At 71.6% G+C, this 21194-nt stretch carries 16 protein-coding genes; 11 read left to right on the top strand and 5 right to left on the bottom strand.

Annotated features, from left to right (window positions below; all coding sequences use genetic code 11):
• The first annotated feature begins 194 nt into the window (after window positions 1-194).
• The 3 genes from O7624_RS21950 (at window position 195) to O7624_RS21960 (ending at window position 3516) form a co-directional block, all read left to right on the top strand.
• Window positions 195-1541 (top strand): dipeptidase, encoded by a 1347-nt coding sequence (locus tag O7624_RS21950; RefSeq protein WP_282240709.1) that lies wholly within the window; start codon window positions 195-197, stop codon window positions 1539-1541.
• 70 nt (window positions 1542-1611) lie between these two features.
• On the top strand, window positions 1612-1818 hold the full coding sequence (locus tag O7624_RS21955) for a hypothetical protein (protein WP_093410448.1): 207 nt from the start codon (window positions 1612-1614) through the stop codon (window positions 1816-1818).
• Between the two features lie 117 nt (window positions 1819-1935).
• Complete coding sequence (locus tag O7624_RS21960) at window positions 1936-3516, top strand: ATP-dependent DNA ligase (protein WP_282237087.1); 1581 nt, start codon at window positions 1936-1938, stop codon at window positions 3514-3516.
• 3 nt (window positions 3517-3519) lie between these two features.
• On the opposite strand, the gene O7624_RS21965 is transcribed toward O7624_RS21960, so the two are convergent.
• Window positions 3520-4332: an SURF1 family protein gene (locus tag O7624_RS21965; RefSeq protein ID WP_282237088.1), complete on the bottom strand. Its 813-nt coding sequence runs from the start codon at window positions 4330-4332 to the stop codon at window positions 3520-3522.
• A gap of 282 nt (window positions 4333-4614) precedes the next feature.
• On the opposite strand from O7624_RS21965, the gene O7624_RS21970 reads away from it, so the two are divergent.
• Window positions 4615-6096 (top strand): cobyrinate a,c-diamide synthase, encoded by a 1482-nt coding sequence (locus O7624_RS21970; RefSeq protein ID WP_282237089.1) that lies wholly within the window; start codon window positions 4615-4617, stop codon window positions 6094-6096.
• Window positions 6097-6099: 3 nt separating this feature from the next.
• Here O7624_RS21970 and O7624_RS21975 read toward each other — a convergent pair whose 3' ends face one another.
• Window positions 6100-8232 (bottom strand): transglycosylase domain-containing protein, encoded by a 2133-nt coding sequence (locus tag O7624_RS21975; protein WP_282237090.1) that lies wholly within the window; start codon window positions 8230-8232, stop codon window positions 6100-6102.
• Window positions 8233-8353: 121 nt separating this feature from the next.
• Between O7624_RS21975 and cobC the strand changes: the two genes are divergently transcribed.
• The 3 genes from cobC (at window position 8354) to cobA (ending at window position 11905) form a co-directional block, all read left to right on the top strand.
• Window positions 8354-9439, top strand: a complete 1086-nt coding sequence (cobC, locus tag O7624_RS21980) for an Rv2231c family pyridoxal phosphate-dependent protein CobC (RefSeq protein ID WP_282237091.1) — start codon at window positions 8354-8356, stop codon at window positions 9437-9439.
• Window positions 9439-10545, top strand: a complete 1107-nt coding sequence (cobT, locus tag O7624_RS21985) for a nicotinate-nucleotide--dimethylbenzimidazole phosphoribosyltransferase (RefSeq protein ID WP_282240710.1) — start codon at window positions 9439-9441, stop codon at window positions 10543-10545. Before cobC ends, cobT begins: the two co-directional genes overlap by 1 nt.
• 64 nt (window positions 10546-10609) lie before the next feature.
• Window positions 10610-11905 carry a uroporphyrinogen-III C-methyltransferase gene (cobA, locus tag O7624_RS21990; RefSeq protein WP_282237092.1) on the top strand — a complete coding sequence of 432 codons (1296 nt, stop codon included), beginning with the start codon at window positions 10610-10612 and terminating at the stop codon, window positions 11903-11905.
• A 317-nt stretch (window positions 11906-12222) separates the two neighbouring features.
• Here cobA and O7624_RS21995 read toward each other — a convergent pair whose 3' ends face one another.
• From O7624_RS21995 to O7624_RS22005, 3 genes are all read right to left on the bottom strand, one after another.
• Window positions 12223-12822, bottom strand: a complete 600-nt coding sequence (locus O7624_RS21995) for a hypothetical protein (RefSeq protein WP_282237093.1) — start codon at window positions 12820-12822, stop codon at window positions 12223-12225.
• A gap of 495 nt (window positions 12823-13317) precedes the next feature.
• Complete coding sequence (gene otsB, locus O7624_RS22000) at window positions 13318-15879, bottom strand: trehalose-phosphatase (RefSeq protein ID WP_282240711.1); 2562 nt, start codon at window positions 15877-15879, stop codon at window positions 13318-13320.
• Window positions 15880-15920: 41 nt separating this feature from the next.
• Window positions 15921-17321 carry a trehalose-6-phosphate synthase gene (locus O7624_RS22005; RefSeq protein ID WP_093411226.1) on the bottom strand — a complete coding sequence of 467 codons (1401 nt, stop codon included), beginning with the start codon at window positions 17319-17321 and terminating at the stop codon, window positions 15921-15923.
• A gap of 342 nt (window positions 17322-17663) precedes the next feature.
• Between O7624_RS22005 and ettA the strand changes: the two genes are divergently transcribed.
• The 4 genes from ettA to O7624_RS22025 all read left to right on the top strand — a co-directional run bounded on the left by ettA (window position 17664) and on the right by O7624_RS22025 (window position 21190).
• A complete protein-coding gene (gene ettA / locus O7624_RS22010; RefSeq protein ID WP_093411228.1) occupies window positions 17664-19340 on the top strand; it encodes an energy-dependent translational throttle protein EttA in 1677 nt (558 codons plus the stop codon).
• A 14-nt stretch (window positions 19341-19354) separates the two neighbouring features.
• Window positions 19355-19798, top strand: a complete 444-nt coding sequence (locus tag O7624_RS22015) for a thioesterase family protein (RefSeq protein ID WP_093411230.1) — start codon at window positions 19355-19357, stop codon at window positions 19796-19798.
• A complete protein-coding gene (locus tag O7624_RS22020) occupies window positions 19795-20475 on the top strand; it encodes a hypothetical protein (RefSeq protein ID WP_282237094.1) in 681 nt (226 codons plus the stop codon). The genes O7624_RS22015 and O7624_RS22020 overlap by 4 nt, the downstream gene beginning before the upstream one ends.
• A gap of 130 nt (window positions 20476-20605) precedes the next feature.
• On the top strand, window positions 20606-21190 hold the full coding sequence (locus tag O7624_RS22025) for a YbjN domain-containing protein (protein WP_093411235.1): 585 nt from the start codon (window positions 20606-20608) through the stop codon (window positions 21188-21190).
• Window positions 21191-21194: the final 4 nt, after the last annotated feature.

Genomic DNA, 21194 nt, shown 5'->3' on the forward strand with positions numbered 1-21194 from the left:
GGCCGCGCCGCCGGTGCGTCGTCCCGCGCCGCCGTGCCGTGTCGCCGTGTTGCGCCGCCCTGTCGCCGTGCCAGCCGTGCTGCGCCGTCCCGTTGCGGCCTGTCGTCCGGGCTGCGGTGATGGTCCGCAATCCCCCCGCGGGCCGCGCCGTGCGGTAAGGCCGGCATACGATGCCGGTCATGACCACACCGATCATGACCGAGTCCGACCTGCGGGAGGCCGTCGCGCGGGAGTTGCCTGGCGTACGCGCCGACCTGGAGCGTCTCGTCCGCATTCCCGGCATCGCCTTCGAAGGCTTCGATCACGCGCACGTGGAGCGGTCCGCCGAGGCGGTGGCCGAGTTGCTGCGCGGCTGCGGCCTTGACGTGGAGGTGGTGCGGGCCGGTGGTCAGCCCGCGGTGATCGGCCGGAAGGCGGCACCACCCGGTGCGCCAACGGTGATGCTCTACGCCCACCACGACGTCCAGCCGGTCGGCGACGCGAGTCTGTGGGAGTCCGACCCGTTCGAGCCGGTGGAGCGGGACGGCCGGTTGTACGGCCGGGGGGCCGCCGACGACAAGGCCGGCATCATGGCGCACGTCGCGGCGCTGCGCGCGTACGGTGACCGGCTGCCGGTCGGCGTGGTCGTGTTCGTCGAGGGGGAGGAGGAGTATGGCTCCGACTCGCTGGAGCGCCTGCTCGCCGAGCACCGGGACAAGCTTGCCGCCGACGTCATCGTGATCGCCGACTCGGCCAACTGGGATGTCGGCGTGCCGGCGCTGACCACGTCGTTGCGCGGCATCGTCAACTGCTTCGTCGAGGTGCGCACGCTGGACCACGCCGTGCACAGCGGCATGTTCGGCGGCGCCGTCCCGGACGCGCTCACCACCCTGGTCCGGCTGCTCGCCACGCTGCACGACGACGCCGGGAACGTGGCGGTACCCGGCCTGGTCGGCCGGGAGGCGGCCCGCGTCGACTACCCGGAGGACCGATTCCGGGCCGAGGCCGGGCTGGTTGAGGGAGTGCGGTTGTTCGGCACCGGCCGGATCACCGACCGGCTGTGGACCAAGCCGGCGCTCGCCGTGCTCGGCATCGACGCCCCGGCCACCGGCGAGGCGCCGAACGCGTTGGTTCCGGCGGCCAAGGCCAAGATCAGCGTACGGCTGGCGCCGGGCGACGAACCGAAGCGGGCGTACGCGGCGCTGCGCGCCCACCTGGAGCAGTGTGCACCGTGGGGCGCACAGGTCGAGGTGAGTTTCGAGCACGACGGCGCCCCCTGCGTCATCGACGCCACCGGCCCGATGTTCGACGCGGCTCGATCGGCCTTCCGTACCGCCTGGGACGGTACCGACGCGGTGGAGATCGGGGTCGGCGGCTCCATTCCGTTCATCGCCACCTTCCAGGAGATGTTCCCGCAGGCGGCGATCCTGGTGACCGGGGTGGAGGACCCGCACGCCCGGGCCCATGGGCCCAACGAGAGCCTGCACCTGGGCGAGTTCGCCAAGGTCTGCCTCGCCGAGGCGTTGTTGCTGGCCAGAGTGGCTGAGGCGGGTCGCGCGTGAACCCGTAACTTCCTGTCGACAATGGCCGTTTCCGGTGTGTCGGGCGCGGGGCTGTTGTAGCCTCTCGAACATGCGTACGAATGAGGTTCTGGCCCGCCTGGAGGCCGCCGTCATCGCTCTGGGGGACGTCGACGTCTCCGCGTGGCCCGAGGACACGCTCAAGGAACAGCTCGGCGAGCTGTCCGCCGCCCTGGTCGCCCTGGATGCGTCGCTGTCGCGCATCGCCGACGGTGTCCGTGCCCGCGGACTGCGCATCGAGGAGCCGGTCCCGGCTTGACGCCGCGCCGACGTCGGTGGGCGCGGTGACGTCGGCGGCCGCCGTCGGTGGTGGCGCTGCTGGCGGGTCCGTACGCGGGTCGCGTCGGTTGTCGGTGGCGGCTGGCAGGATGAGGTCGTGCGGTTCCTCGACCTGGCTGCCACCTCGGCGGCCGTCGGCGCCACCAGCGGTCGTCGGGCCAAGGTGGAGCTGCTCGCCGATGCCCTGCGGCGGCTCGACCCGCCCGAGGTGGCGGCGGGCTCCGGCTGGCTCGCCGGTGAGCTGCGCCAGCGGCAGACCGGCGTCGGCTGGGCCAGCCTGCGTGACCTGCCTCCGCCAGCGGCCCAGCCGACGCTGACGGTGTCGGCGGTCGACGCGGCGATCGACGAGATCGCGGCCGTGCACGGCACCGGCTCGCAGGCCCGCCGTCGGGCCCTGGTGCAGGCGCTCTACGCGGCCGCCACCGCCGACGAGCAGCGCCTGCTGACCGGCCTGTTCCTCGGCGAGCTGCGGCACGGCGCGCAGGCCGGGCTGCTCGCCGACGCGATCGCCCGAGCCGCCGGGGTTCCCGTCGCCGTCGTACGCCGGGCGCTGCTGCTCGCCGGTGACCTGCGGGCGGTGGCGGTGGCCGCCCTCGGCGGCGGAGCTGCGGCGTTGGCCGAGTTCGGTCTGCGGGTCGGCCGACCCCTGGCGCCGATGCTGGCGCAGAGTGCGTCCACCGTCGACGAGGCGCTCGCCGCCACCGGGGTCCCCGCGGTGGTCGACGTGAAGCTCGACGGCATCCGCATCCAGGTGCACCGCAGTGGTTCCGACATCGCCGTGTTCTCCCGCAGCCTCGACGAGATCACCGCCCGAGTGCCCGAGGTGGTGGCCGCCGTGCGAGCCCTGCCCGCGCGGGAGGTCGTCCTCGACGGGGAGGCCATCGGGCTGGACGCCACCGGTCGGCCCCTGCCGTTCCAGCAGACGTCCAGCGCCGCCGCCCGCCGGGCCGGGGCTCCGGGTCCCGGGGCGCCGGTCGCACCGGCGGTACGCGCCGCCGCCGAGCGCACCGGCGAGACCGTGCTCACGCCGTACTTCTTCGACCTGCTGCACCTCGACGGGGTGGATCTGATCGACCTGCCGGGCCGGGAGCGGTGGGCGGCGTTGCGCGGCACGGCCGACGCGTCGCTGCTGGTCGGGCGGATGGAGGTGGACGACCCGGAGCGGGCCGGCGCGGCCTTCGCCGCCGCGCTCGACGCCGGCCAGGAAGGCGTGGTGGTGAAGGCGCCCGACGCGCCCTACGACGCTGGGCGGCGCGGCGCCGCCTGGGTCAAGGTGAAGCCCCGGCACACCCTCGACCTGGTCGTGCTCGCCGTGGAGTGGGGCAGCGGCCGACGCACCGGGTGGTTGTCGAACCTGCACCTGGGCGCTCGCGACCCGGGCAGCGGCGGGTTCGTGATGCTCGGCAAGACCTTCAAGGGGCTCACCGACGAGCTGCTGCGCTGGCAGACCGAGCGCTTCCTCGGCCTGGCCGTGGATCGCGGTGACTGGGTCGTCCGGGTCCGGCCCGAGCAGGTCGTGGAGATCGCCTTCGACGGCGTGCAGAGCAGTTCCCGCTATCCCGGTGGGGTCGCCCTGCGGTTCGCCCGGGTGGTCCGCTACCGGGACGACAAGACGGCAGCCGAGGCCGACACCATCGACGCCGTCCGGGCGATCCACGCGGGCCGCCCGGCCGGCTGAGCGTCAGGTGGTGGCCGGCGTGTCGGCGTCGGCGGCCCGGTCGCGGGGGCGGACCACCCCGGCGATCCGGCGGGCCTCACGGCGGGCGATCCAGCCGTAGCCGACCACTGTCATCGCTGCGAAGATCCACCATTGGACGACGTAGCCGAGGTTCTGCCAGTTGTTGGCGTGGCCCACCGGCACCGCCCGGAACACCGGGTCGGCGGCCGGCGTCTGCTCGTCGAGGAGCAGGTACGCGCCGTGCACCGGGTACGGCAGCTCACCGGCGAGTTGGGGCACGGAGACCCGGCGGCTCTCCAACCGGCCCTCGCGGCGGGACACCTTCGCGTCGCCGCTCTCGCTGGCGTGCACCCGACCCTCGACGGTCACCTCGCCGGTCGGCGCGGGTGGCACGTCGGGCTGTGCCACCGCCCCACCCGGGGCGGGTGGGATCCAACCCCGGTCCACCAGGACGGCGGTGCCGTCGGCCAGCACCAGCGGGGTGACCACCTCGAAGCCGACCCGACTTTCGACCGTGCGGCCCCGCACCAGGACGATGTTGTCGGTGTCGTACCGGCCGGTCACGGTGACCCGGGTGAAGGTCCGCTCCGTGGCCGGTGGCGCACCGACCGTGCCGGGGCCGCCGGTCGGCGCGGGCAGCGCCTCGCGCAGCGGCACCGGGTCCATTCGAAGGCCGGCGTCGATGCGCTCGTTGATCGCGGTCCGGCCGTGGTAGCGGTCCAACTGCCAGTTGCCGAGCAGCACCATCACCGTGGCGGCGGTCAGGGCCAGCACGAGGAGGCCCAGCCAGCGCGGCGTCAGCAGGAACCGGTACACGCCACGAGATTACCCGTGTGACCGCAGCCACTGCGCCGAGCCGTCCCGGCGCGAGCGTGCGGTCGTCGCCCTGCGCTGCCGCAGGCAGTGGCGCCGGCCGGAGACGGCGCAGGCAACCTCGTCGTGGCGGAGCGTACCGGCGTCGGGGCGGTCCGCCACCGACTGCCTGACCTGCCGGGGACAGGGCGGCGGAGGGTGCGTGTACGGCGTCCGCTTCAGCTATCGTCACGCGGGCGGAGCGCGCCGACGGTCGGCACGCCGACCGCTCGCGAGGAGTCGATGATGACCGTCGTGCCGCGTCTGGTGCTCAGTGCCCCTTCCTCCGGACACGGCAAGAACGCGCTGGCGATCGGCCTGCTCGCCGCGTTCGCCGATCGGGGCCTCGACGTGGCCGGCTTCAAGATCGGGCCGGACCAGGTCGACGCGGCGTACCTCGGGCTGGCCAGCGGCCGGCCGGGGCGCACCCTGGATCCGCGGCTGGTGGGCGCCGAACGCATCGCCCCGCTGCTGCTGCACGGCGCGGCCGGCACGGACCTTGCCGTGGTGCAGGGCAGCATGGGCCTGTACGACAGCCTGACCGGCCGGAGCGAGACCGAGTCGACCGCCGCCGTCGCCACCGTGCTGCGCAGCCCGGTGGTGCTGGTGGTCGACGTCGCCGCGATGGGTCAGTCGGTGGCCGCCCTGGTGCACGGCTTCCGGGCGTACGACGAACAGTTGTGGATCGGTGGGGTGATCCTCAACCGGGTGGCCTCCGCCCGACACGAGGCGCTGCTGCGGGAGGCGCTCGACGACATCGGCATCCCGGTCTACGGCGCGCTGCGCCGCCAGGACCTGCCCTCGGTGCTGCCGCCCCGTCGGCACGGCGTGGTGCCGGTCCTTGAGGGCGCCGGCGAGGCTGCCCGGGCGGTCCGGCGGCTGGGTGAGGCGGTGACCGCCACCGTCGATCTGGAGCGGCTGCTCGGGCTGGCCCGCTCGGCACCGGCGTTGGGTGCGCAGCCATGGTCACCGCAGAGCACCGACGAGGCCGCCCCGGCCCTGCCCGGCGGTGCCGCGCCTCCGGTGGTGGCGCTGCTCGGTGGACCGGGTGGCAGCTTCAGCCACGCCGAGACGGCCGAATTGCTGCGGGCCGCCGGGGCGGAGGTGATGACGCTCGACCCGTTCGCCGACGAGGTGCTGCCGGCCGGCACCCGGGCACTTGTGGTCGGCGGGGCGCTGCCCGAGTCGTACGCGGAGCAGCTTTCCGCGAACCGGCGGCTCTGCATCGCAGTCGCCGAGCTGGCTCGCACCGGGCGTCCGGTGGTCGCCGAGGGGGCCGGCCTGCTCTGGCTGGCCCGGGAACTCGACGGGCTGCCGATGTGCGGGGTGCTCGACGCGATCGGCAGTCTGCGGGACGGGCTGGTGGTCGGCTACCGGGAGGCGACCGCCCAGGGCGACAGTGTGGTCGCCGGCCGGGGCGAGGTGGTGACCGGGCACAAGGAACACCGGGCCGTGCTCAATCCCCGGGGTGGGCAGCGTCCGGCGTGGAGCTGGCCGGGTGGCGCGCCGGAGGGGTTCATCTGGCGGGGCGTACACGCCTCCCAGCTCGTTCCGCACTGGGCCGCGTACCCGAGGATCGCGACCCGGCTGGTGGCCGCCGCTGCGGCCGAGCCGGCCACGGTCCCGGTCGGGGTCGGCGGCGGTGCCCCGGCCGGGCCGGCGGGTGTCGTGCCGGGCGACCCGGCCGGTGCGGTGGCGTCCGGGCCGGCCGCGGGCCCGCCAGCCTGATCGTCAACCGACGATCCGGTCCGACGGTGGGACGAAGTCCCGAACGGGTTTGCCCTTCAGTGCGTCGCGGAGGGTGTTCGACACCGCGACGATCGGGACCTGCGACTGCCCGTCGCCCACCGCGTTGAAGGGATTGTCGGGGTCGGAGATGAAGCTGGCCGCCGCCAGTTCCGGCGTGTAGCCGACGAACCAGGCGGATCGGGTGCTGTCCGTGGTGCCGGTCTTGCCGGCCACCGGGCGGCCCACCGTTCCGCGCACGCTGTCCGCCGTGGACCAGCCGCCGCAACTGCCCTTGGCCGGGGTGTCGCCGGTGGGACAGCGGGCGGCGTCGGTGGCGGCGCGCGCCGCGTCGGCGCTGACCACCTGGCGGCAGCGCGGCTTGGCGACCTCACGTTCGATGCCACCCGGTGTGGTGTAGGTGGCCGGGGTACCGTCCCGGTTGTAGATGGCATTTACCGGCAGCGCCTCGCAGTAGCGCCCGTCGGCGGCGACCGCGGCGTAGGCGTTGGCCATCTCCAGGGGAGTGGCGTCGGAGACGCCCAGGGTGAAGGCACCCCACTTGTTGGCCTTCGCCGGGGAGGCGTGCTCCCGGTCCACGTCGGTACGCCAGCGCAGTCCCAGCTGCTCGGCGAGCCGGACGGCCCGTTCCGCCCCGACCTGCTCCTCCAGCCAGACGAAGTAGGTGTTCACCGACTTGCCGAAACCGGACCACATGGTCTGCATGCCGCTCATCGCGCCACTGGCGTTGGAGGGTTGCCAACCGTCGTAGACCTCCGAGCGGTAGCTGTGTGGCGCGTTGAAGGTGGTGTTGAGCGGCATCCCGGCGTCGAGGGCGGCCAGCATGGGGAACATCTTGAACGTCGACCCCGCCTGATAGCCGGGCAGGCCACCGCCGCCCATCAGGGGTGCCACCGTGTTCGGGTAGTTGGCTCGCACCTTTGGGCCCGCCTCCGGGTTGGAGCTGAGCGGATTCTCGTCGACCTCAAGCGAGTACCTGCGGTTCACCGCCATCGCCTTGACCCGTCCGGTGCCCGGCTCGGAGACCACGATGCCGTTTGCGAACGGGCTGCCGGTGTTCGACTCGGTGCCGACGTTCTTCTCCGCCGCCGCCTGGATCTTCGGGTCCATGCTGAGCACGATCCGGTACCCGCCCCGGCGTAGCTTGTCCAACCGCTGGAGTCGGTTCTCACCGAACGCCGGCTGGGCGCTCCACCAGTTCTTCAGGTAGTCGCAGAGGAAGCCCCAGCTGTTCCACTTGTCGGGAACGGCGGCGCAGTCGTTTGGCGGGTAGGTCAGCCGGAGTCGGATCGGCTCGCCCTTCGCCGCCTGGGCCGAGTCCGGCGAGAGGTAACCGAGTCGGGCCATGTTGTCGAGAACGTAGTTGCGCCGGGCGGTGGCCTCCTTCTGGTCGGAACTGGCCGGGTCGTACTGGGATGGCGACTTGACCAGCCCGGCGAGGGTGGCCGCCTCGACCGCAGTCAGCTCCTTGGGGGTCTTCGAAAAGAAGATCTCGCTGGCGGCGTAGATGCCGTACGCGCGGTGCCCGAAGTATGCCGAGTTGAGGTACCGCTCCAGGATCTCCTCCTTGCTCAGCTCCTTCTCCAGGTCGACCGCCATGCGCATCTCCTTGATCTTGCGTGTCGGGGTCTGCGCCGTGGCTTCCTGCACCTCCCTCGGGTTGGTGGCGCTGTCGCGCAGCGCCATCCGGACGTACTGCATGGTGAGGGTGGAAGCTCCCTGGGAGACCCCGCTGGATCGGGCGTTGGCCACGAAGGCGCGGGCGACCCCCTTCGGGTCGACGCCGTGGTGCTGGTAGAAGCGGTTGTCCTCGGCGGCCACGATGGCCTGCTGCATGTTGGGCGAGATGTCGGACAGCTTGGTGTACTGCCGGTACTCCTCGAAGAACATGGTCAGCACGGTCTTGCCGTCGGGCGCGTACAGGTAGGAGGTCTCGGCGGGCAGGGCCGTGGTCAGCAGCCGGGTCTTGCTCTCCACGGCGTGCGCGGTGGCCTTGGCGCCGATGCCGGTCACCGCGACGACCGGGTACGCGGCAGCGGCGACGACGACGCCGGCGATCAGCCCGGCACGGAGTAGCGGAACGAGACGACCAGCGGCAGCGAGGGGTCGGTAGCTCACACCGCCAAGTTATGACATTTCCGATTCGTCCATGAGAAATACTCATGAAGTGATCGGTGGTGATGTGGCCCACCCGCCGGGTCGCTGTCCCCCGCGGCGCCTTCCCGGCAGGATCGCGGTCATGCATGGGCAGCTGACCACGAGATCCAGAGCCTCAGTGACCGAGCCGGATCTCGCCCACCACGGTGACGTCGAGGTCGCCGCGGGCCTGGTCGACCTCGCCGTCAACGTGCGACGTGCCCCGCTGCCGCCCTGGCTGGCCGAGCCGATCACCGCATCGATGGCCCACCTCGCCGCGTACCCGGACCCCCGTCCGGCCCGCGCCGCCGTCGCCGCCCGGCACCGCCGGCCACCGGAGGAGGTGCTGCTCACCGCCGGTGCCGCCGAGGGCTTCGTGCTGCTCGCTCAGGCACTGCGCGGAATCCGTCGGCCGGTGGTGGTGCACCCGCAGTTCACCGAGCCGGAGGCCGCGCTTCGGGCCGCCGGGCACACCGTGCGGCGGGTGCTGCTCGACCCGGAGGACGGTTTCCGGCTCCACCCGGAGCGGATACCCACCGACGCCGACCTGGTCGTCGTCGGCAACCCGACGAATCCCACCTCCGTGTTGCACCCCGCCGCCGACCTCGCCGCACTGGCCCGCCCCGGTCGCGTACTCGTGGTCGACGAGGCGTTCGCGGACACCGCCGCCACGCCGGGGGTACCCGGTGAACCCGAATCGCTGGCTGCCCGCCGGGACCTGCCGGGCCTGCTGGTCGTACGCAGCCTCACCAAGACGTGGGGGCTGGCCGGGCTGCGGATCGGCTACCTGCTCGGCGAGGCCGCGCTGCTGCGCCGGCTGGCCGCCGTACAGCCGCTCTGGGCGGTCTCCACCCCTGCGCTGGCCGCCGCCGAAGCCTGCGCGAGCCCTGCGGCGGCCCACGCCGAACGGGTCATCGCCGCACAGCTCGCGACCGACCGCGAACACCTGGTCGCGCGGCTTGCGGCGCTGCCCGGCGTACGCGTGGCCGGCCGCCCGGCCAGCGCCTTCGTGCTGGTGCGGATCTCCGGGGCCGACCGGATCCGGGACCGGCTGCGGGCGCGGGGCTGGGCGGTACGCCGGGGCGACACGTTTCCGGGCCTCGGCTCCGACTGGCTACGGATCGCAGTGCGGGATCGGGTGACCACCGACGCGTTCATCGACGTGCTGGCCGACATCATGGAGGCATGATGCTGGAGAACACCATCGCGGCCATCGGCCCGCTCGACGAGTCGGCGATGACCGCGGCGAGGCAGTTGCAGGCGCGTCTGACCAAGCCCGCCGGCTCGCTCGGCGCTCTGGAGGAGCTGTCCGTACGCCTCGCCGGCCTGGCGGGCAGCTGCCCGCCGCCGGTGCCCGACCGGGCGGCGGTGGCGATCTTCGCCGGTGATCACGGCGTACACGCCCAACGGGTCAGCCCCTGGCCGCAGGAGGTCACCGGGCAGATGGTCGCGAACTTCCTGGCCGGTGGGGCGGTGGTGAACGCCTTCGCCCGGCAGGCTGGTGCCTCGGTGACCGTGATCGACGTCGGGGTGGCGGCCCCGCTGCCGGTGGCCGACGTCGCTGGCCCGGACGGTGCCGGCGCCCTGCACGGCGCACCGGAACCGGCGGTGCCCCGACTGGTCAGCACACCGATCCGGGCCGGTACCCGGGACATGACCGTTACCGCCGCGATGACCCGGCAGGAGGCACGGACGGCGGTCGAGGTCGGTATCGCCAACGCCGGGAAACTGGTCGACGCCGGCGCCGGGATTCTGCTCACCGGTGACATGGGGATCGCCAACACCACCCCGGCCGCTGCCCTGATCGCCGCCTTCACCGGAGTCGACGCCGCCGAAGCGACCGGCCGGGGCACCGGCGTCGACGACCCGACCTACCAGCACAAGATCGAGGTGGTACGCGCCGCGCTGCGCCGCCACACCCCCGACCCGGCGGATCCGCTCGGTGTGCTGGCCGCCGTCGGTGGGCTGGAACACGCCGCGCTGGCCGGCTTCGTGCTCGGTGCGGCGGCGCGTCGCGTACCGGTGCTGCTGGACGGGGTGATCGCGGTCTCCGCCGCGCTCGCCGCGGCGGCCTTCGCCCCGGACTCCGTGGCGGCCATGGTCGCCGGTCACCGCTCCGCCGAGCCCGGCGCGACTGTCGCGCTGCGCCGACTGGGCCTCACCCCCCTGATCGACCTCGGCCTGCGGCTCGGTGAGGGCACTGGCGCGCTGCTGGCCCTGCCGGTGGTCACCGGCGCGGTCCGGGTGCTGCACGAGGTGGCCACCTTCGACTCCGCCGGGGTGGCCGAGAAGTGAGCCAGCGCACCCTTCGGATTCGCCGTCAGGTGCCGGGCGTCGCCGGTGCGCGGAGCGAGGCGGTATGAGCGAGTTTGCGAGTGAACCATCAGGCGCAGCAGCCGGCGGCTCGGGCGGCCCGAGCGCCAACGCGTACCCCCTCGGGCTGCGGCTGGCCGGGCTCCGCGTGGTAGTCGTCGGTGGGGGAGCGGTCGCGACGCGGCGGGTCCCGGCGCTGCTCGACGCGGGTGCGGACGTACTGCTTGTGGCACCGGACCTCACCCCGGCGCTGCGCGCACACGTCGACGCCGGGCGGCTGCACTGGGTGTCGCGCCGGTTCGCTGCCGACGATCTCGATGGTGCCTGGCTGGTGCAGGTCGCCATCGACGACCCGACCGCCGCGGCGACGGTCAGCGCCGCCGCCGCGGAACGTCGGATCTTCTGCGTACGCGCCGACGACCGGAACGCGGCGACGGCCTGGACGCCAGCGGTGACCCGGTACGGTCCGGTCACCGTGGCGGTGCTCGGCGGTGGCGACCCACGCCGCGCGGTGAGCGTCCGCGACGCCATCCGTGCCCTGCTGGTGTCGGACTCCGCCGGGCCCGGGGAACCGCTCAACGCCCCTGCCGGCGGGGGTGACCGTCGCGGCCGAGTCGCCCTGGTGGGTGCCGGACCCGGTGACCCGGAACTGATCACCCTCCGGGGCTGGCGGCTGCTCAGCGAGGCCGACGTGGTGGTCGCCGACCGGCTCGTCCCCGGACTGCTCCTGGACGAGTTGCGCACCGGCGTGGAACTGGTGGACGCCTCCAAGATCCCCTACGGTCCGTCCCGGACGCAGGAAGAGATCAACCGGATCCTGGTGGATCGGGCGTTGGCGGGAGCCTTCGTGGTCCGGCTCAAGGGTGGCGACCCGTACGTCTTCGGGCGGGGCGGAGAGGAACTGCTCGCCTGCGCGGCGGCGGGAGTGCCGGTCACGGTGGTGCCGGGGGTGACAAGCTCGATCGCCGCGCCGGCCGCGGCGGGCATCCCGGTCACCCACCGATCGGTGGCGCACGAGTTCACCGTAGTCTCCGGGCACGTCGCTCCCGAATCGCCGGACTCACTTGTCCGCTGGGAGGCGCTGGCCGGTCTGCGCGGCACCCTGGTGATCCTGATGGGCCTGAAGAACCTGCCCTCGATCGCCAGCACGCTGCTGGCCCACGGGCGGGCACCGGGGACGCCGGCTGCGGTCATCCAGGAGGCCACCACCGGTGGTCAGCGGATAGTCCGCTCGACGCTCGGCGAGGTGACTGACGCGGTGACCGCCGCCGGGCTGCGTCCACCGGCTGTGGTCGTGGTCGGGGACGTGGTCGAGGCACTCGGGGTGGCTGGGCTGACCTGAGCGTTTCGGATGGTTGCGGTTGTTGGCAGGGGCCTCCGTGCCTGGCTTCGTGGGTGGTTGCTGTTTGAGGGCTGGGGGCGACCGTGCCCGGCTTCGGGCGGTCAGGCTTGATCCCTGCGCCGGGCACGGTCGCCCCCAGCCTGACCTGGTCGGCCCTCGTCCGGGCGCAGGCCAGCGCGGGTGGGTCTGCTGTCTGTGGTCAGTGCTTCGGTGTGCGGACACGCCGCTGGCCGGCACCCGGGTTTCGGGTGCCGGCCAGCGGTTCTTGCTCCCCCTGTGGAGGAATGTCTTCGGTTGTTGTCTGACCGTGGTGGGGGTCAGCTGGTCCAGTGCTGGGCGACGAGGTCGGCGGCCTGCTGTTCCCACTGGGCGTAGTGGTCGGGGTAGGCCGACACCTGCACCGTCTGCGCTGCCTGGGTGAGGGGCATGTCCTGCCAGCCGTCGACCTGCTTCAACCCCTTCAGGAACGCCAGGGTCGAGTACTCGGGGTCGGTGATCTGCTCCACCGTGCCCCAGCCGGAGGACGGGCGCTGCTGGAACAGGCCCTGCGAGTCGTGGTCGTTGCGGTCACCCAGGTGACCCAGGTTCTCCAACTTCGACTCCTGCAACGCCGTGGCGATCGACACGACCGCGGCCCGCTCGTCCATCCCGGCCTTCTTCGTCGCCGCGATGATCGCCTTCACATTGCCGACCTGCTCATCGTTCAACTCGATCATCGACTGGTTGGCCGGGGCGCCGTGCGGCAACAGCTTGCCCATGTCCGGCTTGTCAGCCCGCACATCGGCCTGCACCGCCGCGACCGGGACGGTCTTCACCGGGGTGACATCGGCGTGAGCGGCCACCGGACCGGCGAACAGACCACCGGTGAACGCCACACCCGCGATACCCAGCACGCTCTTCCGCAGCATCGAGTTCATGACAAAGCTCCAATCGGGGGTCGACGCACGCACACCGAGGGGGACGGGCGCACGCACGCAAGCACCAGAAAGGGCGCTCAAAACAAAAAAGGGGGAAAAGATCTCCGGCACGCGGGGCGTATCGCCGCTTCACATCGCCGGGACCATGTCCAACGACCGCCGGCCCGCCAACATTCCCGGGGCCACCCGCCGTGGCGGGCAGTCGTTCACGGCCGTTCGGGAGTGTTCAACGCCCCCACCCCGCCACCCATTCCACCCCGAGCCCCCGACCGCCCAGCAATCTTGGTCCGAAACCGCCCACCCAAGGGCAAAATCGCACCAAGATCGCCAACGGACACCGGCGGAACCGGATACCCGGCACATTCGGGCGGGCCACACCCCCAACCGCACGCACCGCGCAGCGCTACAGGCCACACGCCTACAACGCGGACCCACGCCCAAAGCGGAACCGGCCGGAGATCAGATGATCTCCGGCCGGTCCGATCTGACCATTCGTTACTGCTTGAGCATGTTGTCCAGCAGCAGCGCGCAGCGGATCACCCCGAGGTGGCTGTACGCCTGCGGGTGGTTGCCCAGGCCGCGCTCGGCCAGCGGATCGTACTGCTCAGGCAACAAGCCGGTCGGACCCGCCGTGTCGATCATTTGCAGGAACAGTTCCTCGGCGTCGGTTCGCCGGCCGGTGCGCAGGTACGCCTCGATCAGCCATGCCGTGCAGATGTGGAAGCCGCCCTCGCGGCCGGGCAGGCCGTCGTCCCAGTGGTAGCGGTAGACGACCGGCCCGCTGCGCAGATCCGCCTCGATCTTCAACACGGTGGAGAGGAAGCGGGGGTCGTCGCCGGCCAGCAGTCCGGAGATCCCGATCCAGAGCGACGAGGCGTCCATGTCCTCGTCGCCGTAGGCGACGCTGTATGCCTCGGCGTGCTCGTGCCAGCCGTACTCCAGCACGTTGGCGCCGATCCGGTCGCGCAGCTCCACCCATTCCGGCCGATCCTCGCCGCCGTGCTGGCGTACCACGTGCAGCGCCCGGTCGACTGTCATCCAGCACATCACCTTGGAGAAGACGTGGTGCCGGGGTGGCAGGCGGGCCTCCCAGATGCCGTGATCCGGCTCGTGCCACCGGCGGCGGACCGCCTCGACCATGTTCTCCAGCACCCGCCACTCCTCGGCGCGTACCGAGCCGCGTACGTCGGCGGTGGCGGCGATCAGGTCGGCGATCGGGCCGAAGACGTCCAGTTGGAGCTGGTGGTTGGCGAGGTTGCCGACGCGTACCGGTCGGGATCCGGCGTAGCCGGGCAGGGTGTCGATGACCGCCTCGGCACCCAGTTCGTAGCCGTCGACCGTGTAGAGGGGGTGCAGCCGCTCGGGGTGCCCGCCGGTGCGTTCCACACAGCCGTCCACCCAGCGCAGGAATGCCTCGGCCTCGGTTATCGAGCCCAGGTCGACCAGGGCCCGGGCGGTCATCGCGGCGTCACGCAGCCAGCAGTACCGGTAGTCCCAGTTACGGACTCCGCCCAGTTCCTCCGGCAGCGAGGTGGTGGCCGCCGCCAGGATCGAGCCGCTGGCCTCGTGGCAGAGGCCGCGCAGGGTCAGTGCGCTGCGGGCGACCAGGTCCCGGGCGGTGGTCGGCAGTCGCAGCGAGGCCACCCAGTCCTTCCAGGGGCGTTCGGCTGCGGCCTGCCGTTCGTGGATGGGCAGCCGGTGGTGTTCCAGGCTGTGCGTACCGAAACGCAGCTCCAGCACCACCTGACCACCGAGCGCGGCGAGGTCCACCACCGCCTTGGCGGTGGCGTACCCGCCGTCGTTGCCGACCTCCCACTGCACCCCGGGGGAGTAGAGCGCGACAGGTTCGTTGGAGCCGAGCACCAGCAGGCCGTCACCGAGCGGCTGAAGCTGCACGGCGACCTGGGCGAACTCCGGCCGGGGCGCGAACTCAAGGCGAACCCGACCGGTGCCGGTGAGTACCCGGATCAGGGTCGAGTCACCGGAGATGATGGCCGGGCCGTCCGGCGTGGCCTTGGGGTCCGGCTTGTCCAGCCAGTCGGTGACGGTGAGACCGGACCAGCGGGTCTCCACGGTCATCGTGCCGGAGCGGTAGCGCTGGCCCAGCGGAATGCCGCCGCGTTCGGGTGCGACGCTGAAGTGCCCGGCCGGACTGCCGCCGACCAGGTCCGCGAAGATCGCCGCCGAGTCGGGCTTCGGGTTGCACAGCCAGCTCACCTTGGCGTCCGGCGTGAGCAGCGCGACCGTACGACCGTTGGCCAGCATCGAGTGCCGCTCGATCGGTACCGCCCGTTCACCGAACAGCCAGTGCCGTCGGGTCTCCAGCAGCAGCCCGAGTGCCCGGGCGGCCTCGATCGGCTCGGCCACCCGGTAACCGGCCTTGGTCTCGCCGGGGCCGATCTTGATGCCGACATCCGGACCGTGCAGGTTGCCGAAGGCGTTTTCGTCGGTCACGTCGTCGCCGATGAAGAGCACCGCACTGGCCGAGAGCTGGGTGCGCAGCTGGTCGACGGCGGTGCCCTTGTGGGTGGCCACGACGGAGAGCTCGATGACTTCCTTGCCCTGGGTGACGGTGACGTCCGGCCAGGTCGCGGGACCGCTGCGAACCGCGTCGATGGTGGCGGCGGCGATCTGGGGATCCACCCCACGGGTGTGCACGGCGACACTTGCCGGCTTGCGTTCCAGTCGGACGCCGGGGTGGGCCGCGGCGATGTCCCGCAGGGCGTCCCGCAGCCGGGTGCGTACGGCGATCAGCTCGGGGGAGAGCCGCTCGACGAAGCCGATGTCGAATTCGGAACCGTGGCTACCGACCAGGTGGACCTCGCTCGGCAGCCGGGAGAGGGCGGCCAGGTCGCGCAGCGCGCGGCCGGAGACGACCGCCACGGTGGTCTGTGGCAGCGCCGCCAGGGCCCGCACCGCGGCCACCGACTCCGGCAGCGGTACGGCCTTGCTGGGGTCCTCCACGATCGGTGCGAGCGTGCCGTCGTAGTCGCAGGCGACCAGGAGTTGGGGTACCCGGGCGATCCGCCCGATGGCGGCGCGTAGTTCCGGGTCCATCGGGCCCGCGACGGGCGTGACGTTCTCGGTGGACGCCGCGTTCACGCTGCCTCCATGTCGGGCACACCGAGCTCGGTGAGGAAGGACTTCGCCCAGTGCCCCACATCGTGGGTGCGCAGATGGCGTTGCATTGTCCGCATACGGCGACGAGCCTCCGGCTTCTCCACATGCACGGCCCGTAGCAGAGCGTCCTTGACCGCGTCGGGGTCGTGCGGGTTGCACAGGAACGCCTGACGCAGCTCGGTGGCGGCGCCGGCGAACTCACTGAGTACGAGTGCGCCCCCGTGGTCCGCCCTTGATGCGACGTACTCCTTGGCCACCAGGTTCATTCCGTCTCGGAGCGGAGTAACCATCATCACGTCGGCGGCGGCGTACATCGCAGCCAGTTCGGTCCGACTGTACGACTGATGCAGATAATGCACCGCCGGCACGCCAACCCGGCCGAATTCGCCATTAATCCGACCAACTTCGCGCTCAACCTTGACGCGAAGTGCCTGGTAGTGCTCCACCCGCTCGCGACTCGGTGTGGCGACCTGCACCATAACCGCGTCGGGGACTGTCAACTTTCCGTCAGCCAGCAACTCGCGGAAGGCCTTGAGGCGGAGTTCGATGCCCTTGGTGTAGTCGAGCCGGTCGACGCCGAGGATGATCGTCCGGGGATTGCCCAGCTCCTCGCGGATCTCCTTGGCCCGCGCCTGGATCGCCGGGTCGGCGGCCAACCGCTCCATCTCCTGCGTGTCGATCGAGATGGGGAACGCGCCGGCCTTGACCTGACGGCCGTCCACCTGGATCATCTGGCCCTCGTACCGCAGCCCCAGCAGGTGCCGGGCGAGCCGGACGAAGTTCTGCGCGGCGAGCCGCTGCTGGAACCCGACCAGGTCGGCACCGAGCAGGCCACGCAGGATCTCGGCGCGGAACGGCATCTGCATGAACAGCTCGATCGGCGGGAACGGGATGTGCAGGAAGAAGCCGATCCGCAGGTCGGGGCGCAGCTCCCGGAGCATCGCCGGTACCAGCTGTAGCTGGTAGTCCTGGACCCAGACCGTCGCCCCCTCGGCGGCGACCTCCGCAGCGGCCTCCGCGAACCGGGCGTTGACCAGGCGGTACGCCTCCCGCCAGCGGCGCTTGTAGGCGGGCGTCTCGACGGCGTCGTGGTAGAGCGGCCAGATCGTCGCGTTCGACTGTCCCTCGTAGTAGCGCTCCAGTTCCTCCGCGCTCAGCGGCACCGGGTGCAGCCGGATGCCCTCCAGGTCGAACGGTTCGGGGGCCGCGCCGGTGCCGCCTGCCCAGCCGACCCAGGTGCCCTGGTGTTCGGCGAGAACGGGATGCAGTGCGGTGACCAGCCCGCCAGGGCTGCGTCGCCACTGCCGTCCCTCGGGTGTGCTCACCTCGTCGACCGGCAGTCGGTTCGCCACTACGACAAAGGAGCTACGGACGGTCACGATCGGCCACCTCCGGGTGCTGACGGGTCCACCGCGATGAGCGTACTGAGCGTAGCTGCGGCGTCTGTTCCCCTGTGCCGGACTCACCTACCCGCCCCGAACTCGGCGAACCCTGGACGTGATCATGTTGACAGGTGAGCTGCCCCGGCCGGCCCTCGGGGCGGTGACGGGCCCCGGTGGACCTGGTCTGGCGGGGCGATGTGGGCGCAGCCCGGCGTACCTGTCAGGATTGACAACGGCGTGCGCGCGGCCGGCTCCCGGCCGACGGCGACGGACGGCGGCCCTGGCCCGCGTCCGTGGCACGCGAAATCGGCGATCGAAAGCGACGGAGGAGCCCGCACCGTGGCCCAGTTCATCTACGTCCTGGACAAGGCGCGCAAGGCGCACGGCGACAAGGTCGTGCTCGACAACGTGACGCTGAACTTCCTGCCAGGCGCCAAGATCGGGGTGGTGGGTCCGAACGGCGCCGGCAAGTCCAGCCTGCTCAAGATCATGGCGGGTTGGGATCAGCCGAGCAACGGTGAGGCCCGTCTGATGCCCGGCTTCACCGTGGGAATGCTCGCGCAGGAGCCGCCACTCAACGACGCCAAGACCGTGCTCGGCAACGTCGAGGAGGCGGTCGCGGAGACGAAGGTCAAGCTGGAGCGGTTCAACAAGATCGCCGAGCAGATGGCCACCGACTACTCCGACGAGCTGATGGAGGAGATGGGCCGGCTCCAGGAGGAGCTGGACCACGCCGACGCGTGGGACATCGACTCCAAGCTCGAACTGGCCATGGACGCGCTGCGGTGCCCGCCGCCGGACGCCGACGTCACCCAGCTTTCCGGTGGTGAGCGCCGCCGGGTCGCGCTGTGCAAACTGCTGCTGGAGGCCCCCGACCTGCTGCTGCTCGACGAGCCCACGAACCACCTGGACGCCGAGAGCGTGCAGTGGCTGGAGCAGCACCTGGCCAAGTACGCCGGCACCGTCGTCGCCATCACCCACGACCGCTACTTCCTGGACAACGTGGCCAACTGGATCCTGGAGCTGGACCGCGGTCGCGCCTACCCGTACGAGGGCAACTACTCCACCTACCTGGAGAAGAAGGCGGCCCGACTGGCGGTCGAGGGGCGCCGCGACGCCAAGATGAAGAAGCGCCTGGCCGACGAACTGGACTGGGTGCGCTCCAACGCCAAGGCTCGGCAGACCAAGTCCAAGGCTCGCCTCGACCGGTACGACGAGATGGCCGCCGAGGCGGAGAAGACCCGCAAGCTGGACTTCGAGGAGATCCAGATCCCGCCGGGTCCGCGTCTGGGCAACACCGTCATCGAGGCGAACAGCCTGACCAAGGGCTTCGGCGAGCGGGTGCTGATCGACAACCTCTCCTTCTCGCTGCCGCGCAACGGCATCGTCGGCATCATCGGCCCGAACGGCGTCGGCAAGACCACCCTGTTCAAGACCATCGTGGGGCTGGAGGAGCCGACCGGTGGCTCGGTCCGGGTCGGCGAGACCGTCTCGCTGTCCTACGTCGACCAGAACCGGCAGGGCCTCGACGGCGACAAGACCGTCTGGGAGGTCGTCTCCGACGGACTGGACCACCTCATGGTGGGCAAGGTCGAGATGCCCTCGCGGGCGTACATCGCGGCGTTCGGCTTCAAGGGCCCCGATCAGCAGAAGCCGACCAAGGTGCTCTCCGGCGGCGAGCGCAACCGGCTCAACCTGGCGCTGACGCTGAAGATCGGCGGAAACGTCATCCTGCTCGACGAGCCGACCAACGACCTGGACGTGGAAACCCTCTCCAGCCTGGAGAACGCGTTGCTGGAGTTCCCCGGCTGTGCGGTGGTGATCTCCCACGACCGGATGTTCCTGGACCGGGTCGCCACGCACATCCTGGCCTGGGAGGGCGACGACGAGGACCCGGCGAAGTGGTTCTGGTTCGAGGGCAACTTCGAGGCGTACGAGAAGAACAAGGTCGATCGCCTCGGCGCCGAGGCGGCCCGCCCGCATCGGGTGACGTACCGCAAGCTGACCCGCGACTGACCGGGCGGTCTGTCGTGGCTGACCGGTTCGTCTACCACTGCACCCTGCGCTGGTCGGACCTGGACGCGTACGGCCACGTCAACAACGCCCGCTTCCTCACCCTCTACGAGGAGGCCCGGGTGGCGTTGATGTTCGTCGGCGCCCGGGCGAACGGGGTGGGCTCGTTCGCCGAGGGCGTGGTGATCCGTCGGCACGAGGTCGACTACCTGCGCCCGGTGGACTACGCCCTCGATCGGGCCACCGTCGAGACCGCACCCACGGTGCGGATCGAGCTGTGGGTGGAACAGTTGCGCGCCGCGTCCTTCACCATCGGATACGAGATGTACGACGGCGAACTGCTCATCAGCCGGGCGCGTTCGGTGCTGGTGCCGTTCGACCTGGCTCGGCAGGTGCCCCGGCGGCTCAGCGAGCCGGAGCGGACGTTCCTGCTCGGCTACGCCCCGGGAGGTGCGTCGTGAGCGTCGGACACGGCATCGTCGACGTCGCCGACGCGGGGGCGTTCCTGGCCCGGCTCGTGCGGTTGGAGCGCGCCGCCCTGGTCCGACTGAGGCCGGCCGCTGTCGGCGCGCGTACCGCCCTCTGGGCGCGGCTGCCGTGGGAAGTGCTGGCCGTGCGTACGGTGGCCGGCGCGGGTCCTGGTGATGTGACGGTCGCCGCCGGGCAGTTGCTCGCCGAATTCGCGGCCGGCCGTGCGGACCTGCCGGCCCGCCGCGACGCGCAGTGGCGGTGGGCCTTGCCGCCAGCGGTGAGCCGGCGGGTCGAGACGATGCCGGGCGGGGAAGTGCGCCGGCTGGCCGAGGCGGCGGCCGGTACCCTGCGCGAGGCGGCCGAGCACGGCGTCGGCGGCCGGGCGGTGGGGCAGCGGGTGCTCCGCGACGCCCTGCTGGACCACGTGGCGGTCGTGGTCACCCCCGACGACGAGCCTGACCGTCCGGTGGAGGTGACTCAGCGGATGGTGCAGGGTCTGGTTCGAATGGGTTTCCTCGGTGCCTCCGAGGATTCGGCAGCTGGTGACGGCGTGCAGGTACGTGCGGCTGGCCGATGGGTCGGATTGGTGGGACCGTACGGAGCCATCTGGTCGCAGAAGGCCACCGATCTTGTCGTGCGGCCATCCGTGACTCATCCGAACGGCTGACCGCTACCCATCCTTCCGGTTTGGTGCTGGCGTTGGGGGGGTGCTTCGTTCCGGCTGTCCGGGTACCGTCCATCCTCGGATCCACCCACTGTAGGCGACCGGATCCGCTGGGGAGTGAGGTGCGCGAGCGATGCCGTGGTGGTCATGGCGTCCAGGTCCCGCCAGTGGCGGTGACCCGGAAACTCGAAGCAGGATCATGGTGGAAGGTACGGTCCGGGTCGGCCCGCCGGCGCCCCGCCAACCGGGCGACGACTGCCCGGCTGCGGAGCGTCCGTTGATCGCCGACATGCCAGCCACCGTCGAACAGGTCACCCTGCGTCGGATCTGCGACGCGCTCGACCTGCTCGACGTGCGTTACCTGGCCGACGGCGACGGCAACCTGCTGGCCATGTGGGAGCGACACGCGGTGCTGGTCACCCTGGAGGGGCCGGAGGACGAGATCCTCGTGCTGCGTGTCCGGCCACACGCGACGGTGCCGCCGGACTGGGCGGACCGGGCCTACCGGGTGGTCAACGAGTGGAACCACACCCGACGTTTCTGCAAGGCGTACGTGGGTGATCCCACCGAGCGTGGCCAGTTGCCGATCTACGCCGAGTTGCAGGTCCCGCTGGCGGCCGGTGCCCACGACGCGCTCCTGGTCGAGCTGCTCGACTGTGGTGCCGCCGTGGCCACCAGCTTCGTCGACTGGCTGCACGACGAGGGTGCCCTGCTCTGAGCGG

The sequence above is a fragment of the Verrucosispora sp. WMMD1129 genome (genome assembly GCF_029581255.1).
In the GTDB taxonomy this organism is placed as follows: Bacteria; Actinomycetota; Actinomycetes; order Mycobacteriales; family Micromonosporaceae; genus Micromonospora; species Micromonospora sediminimaris.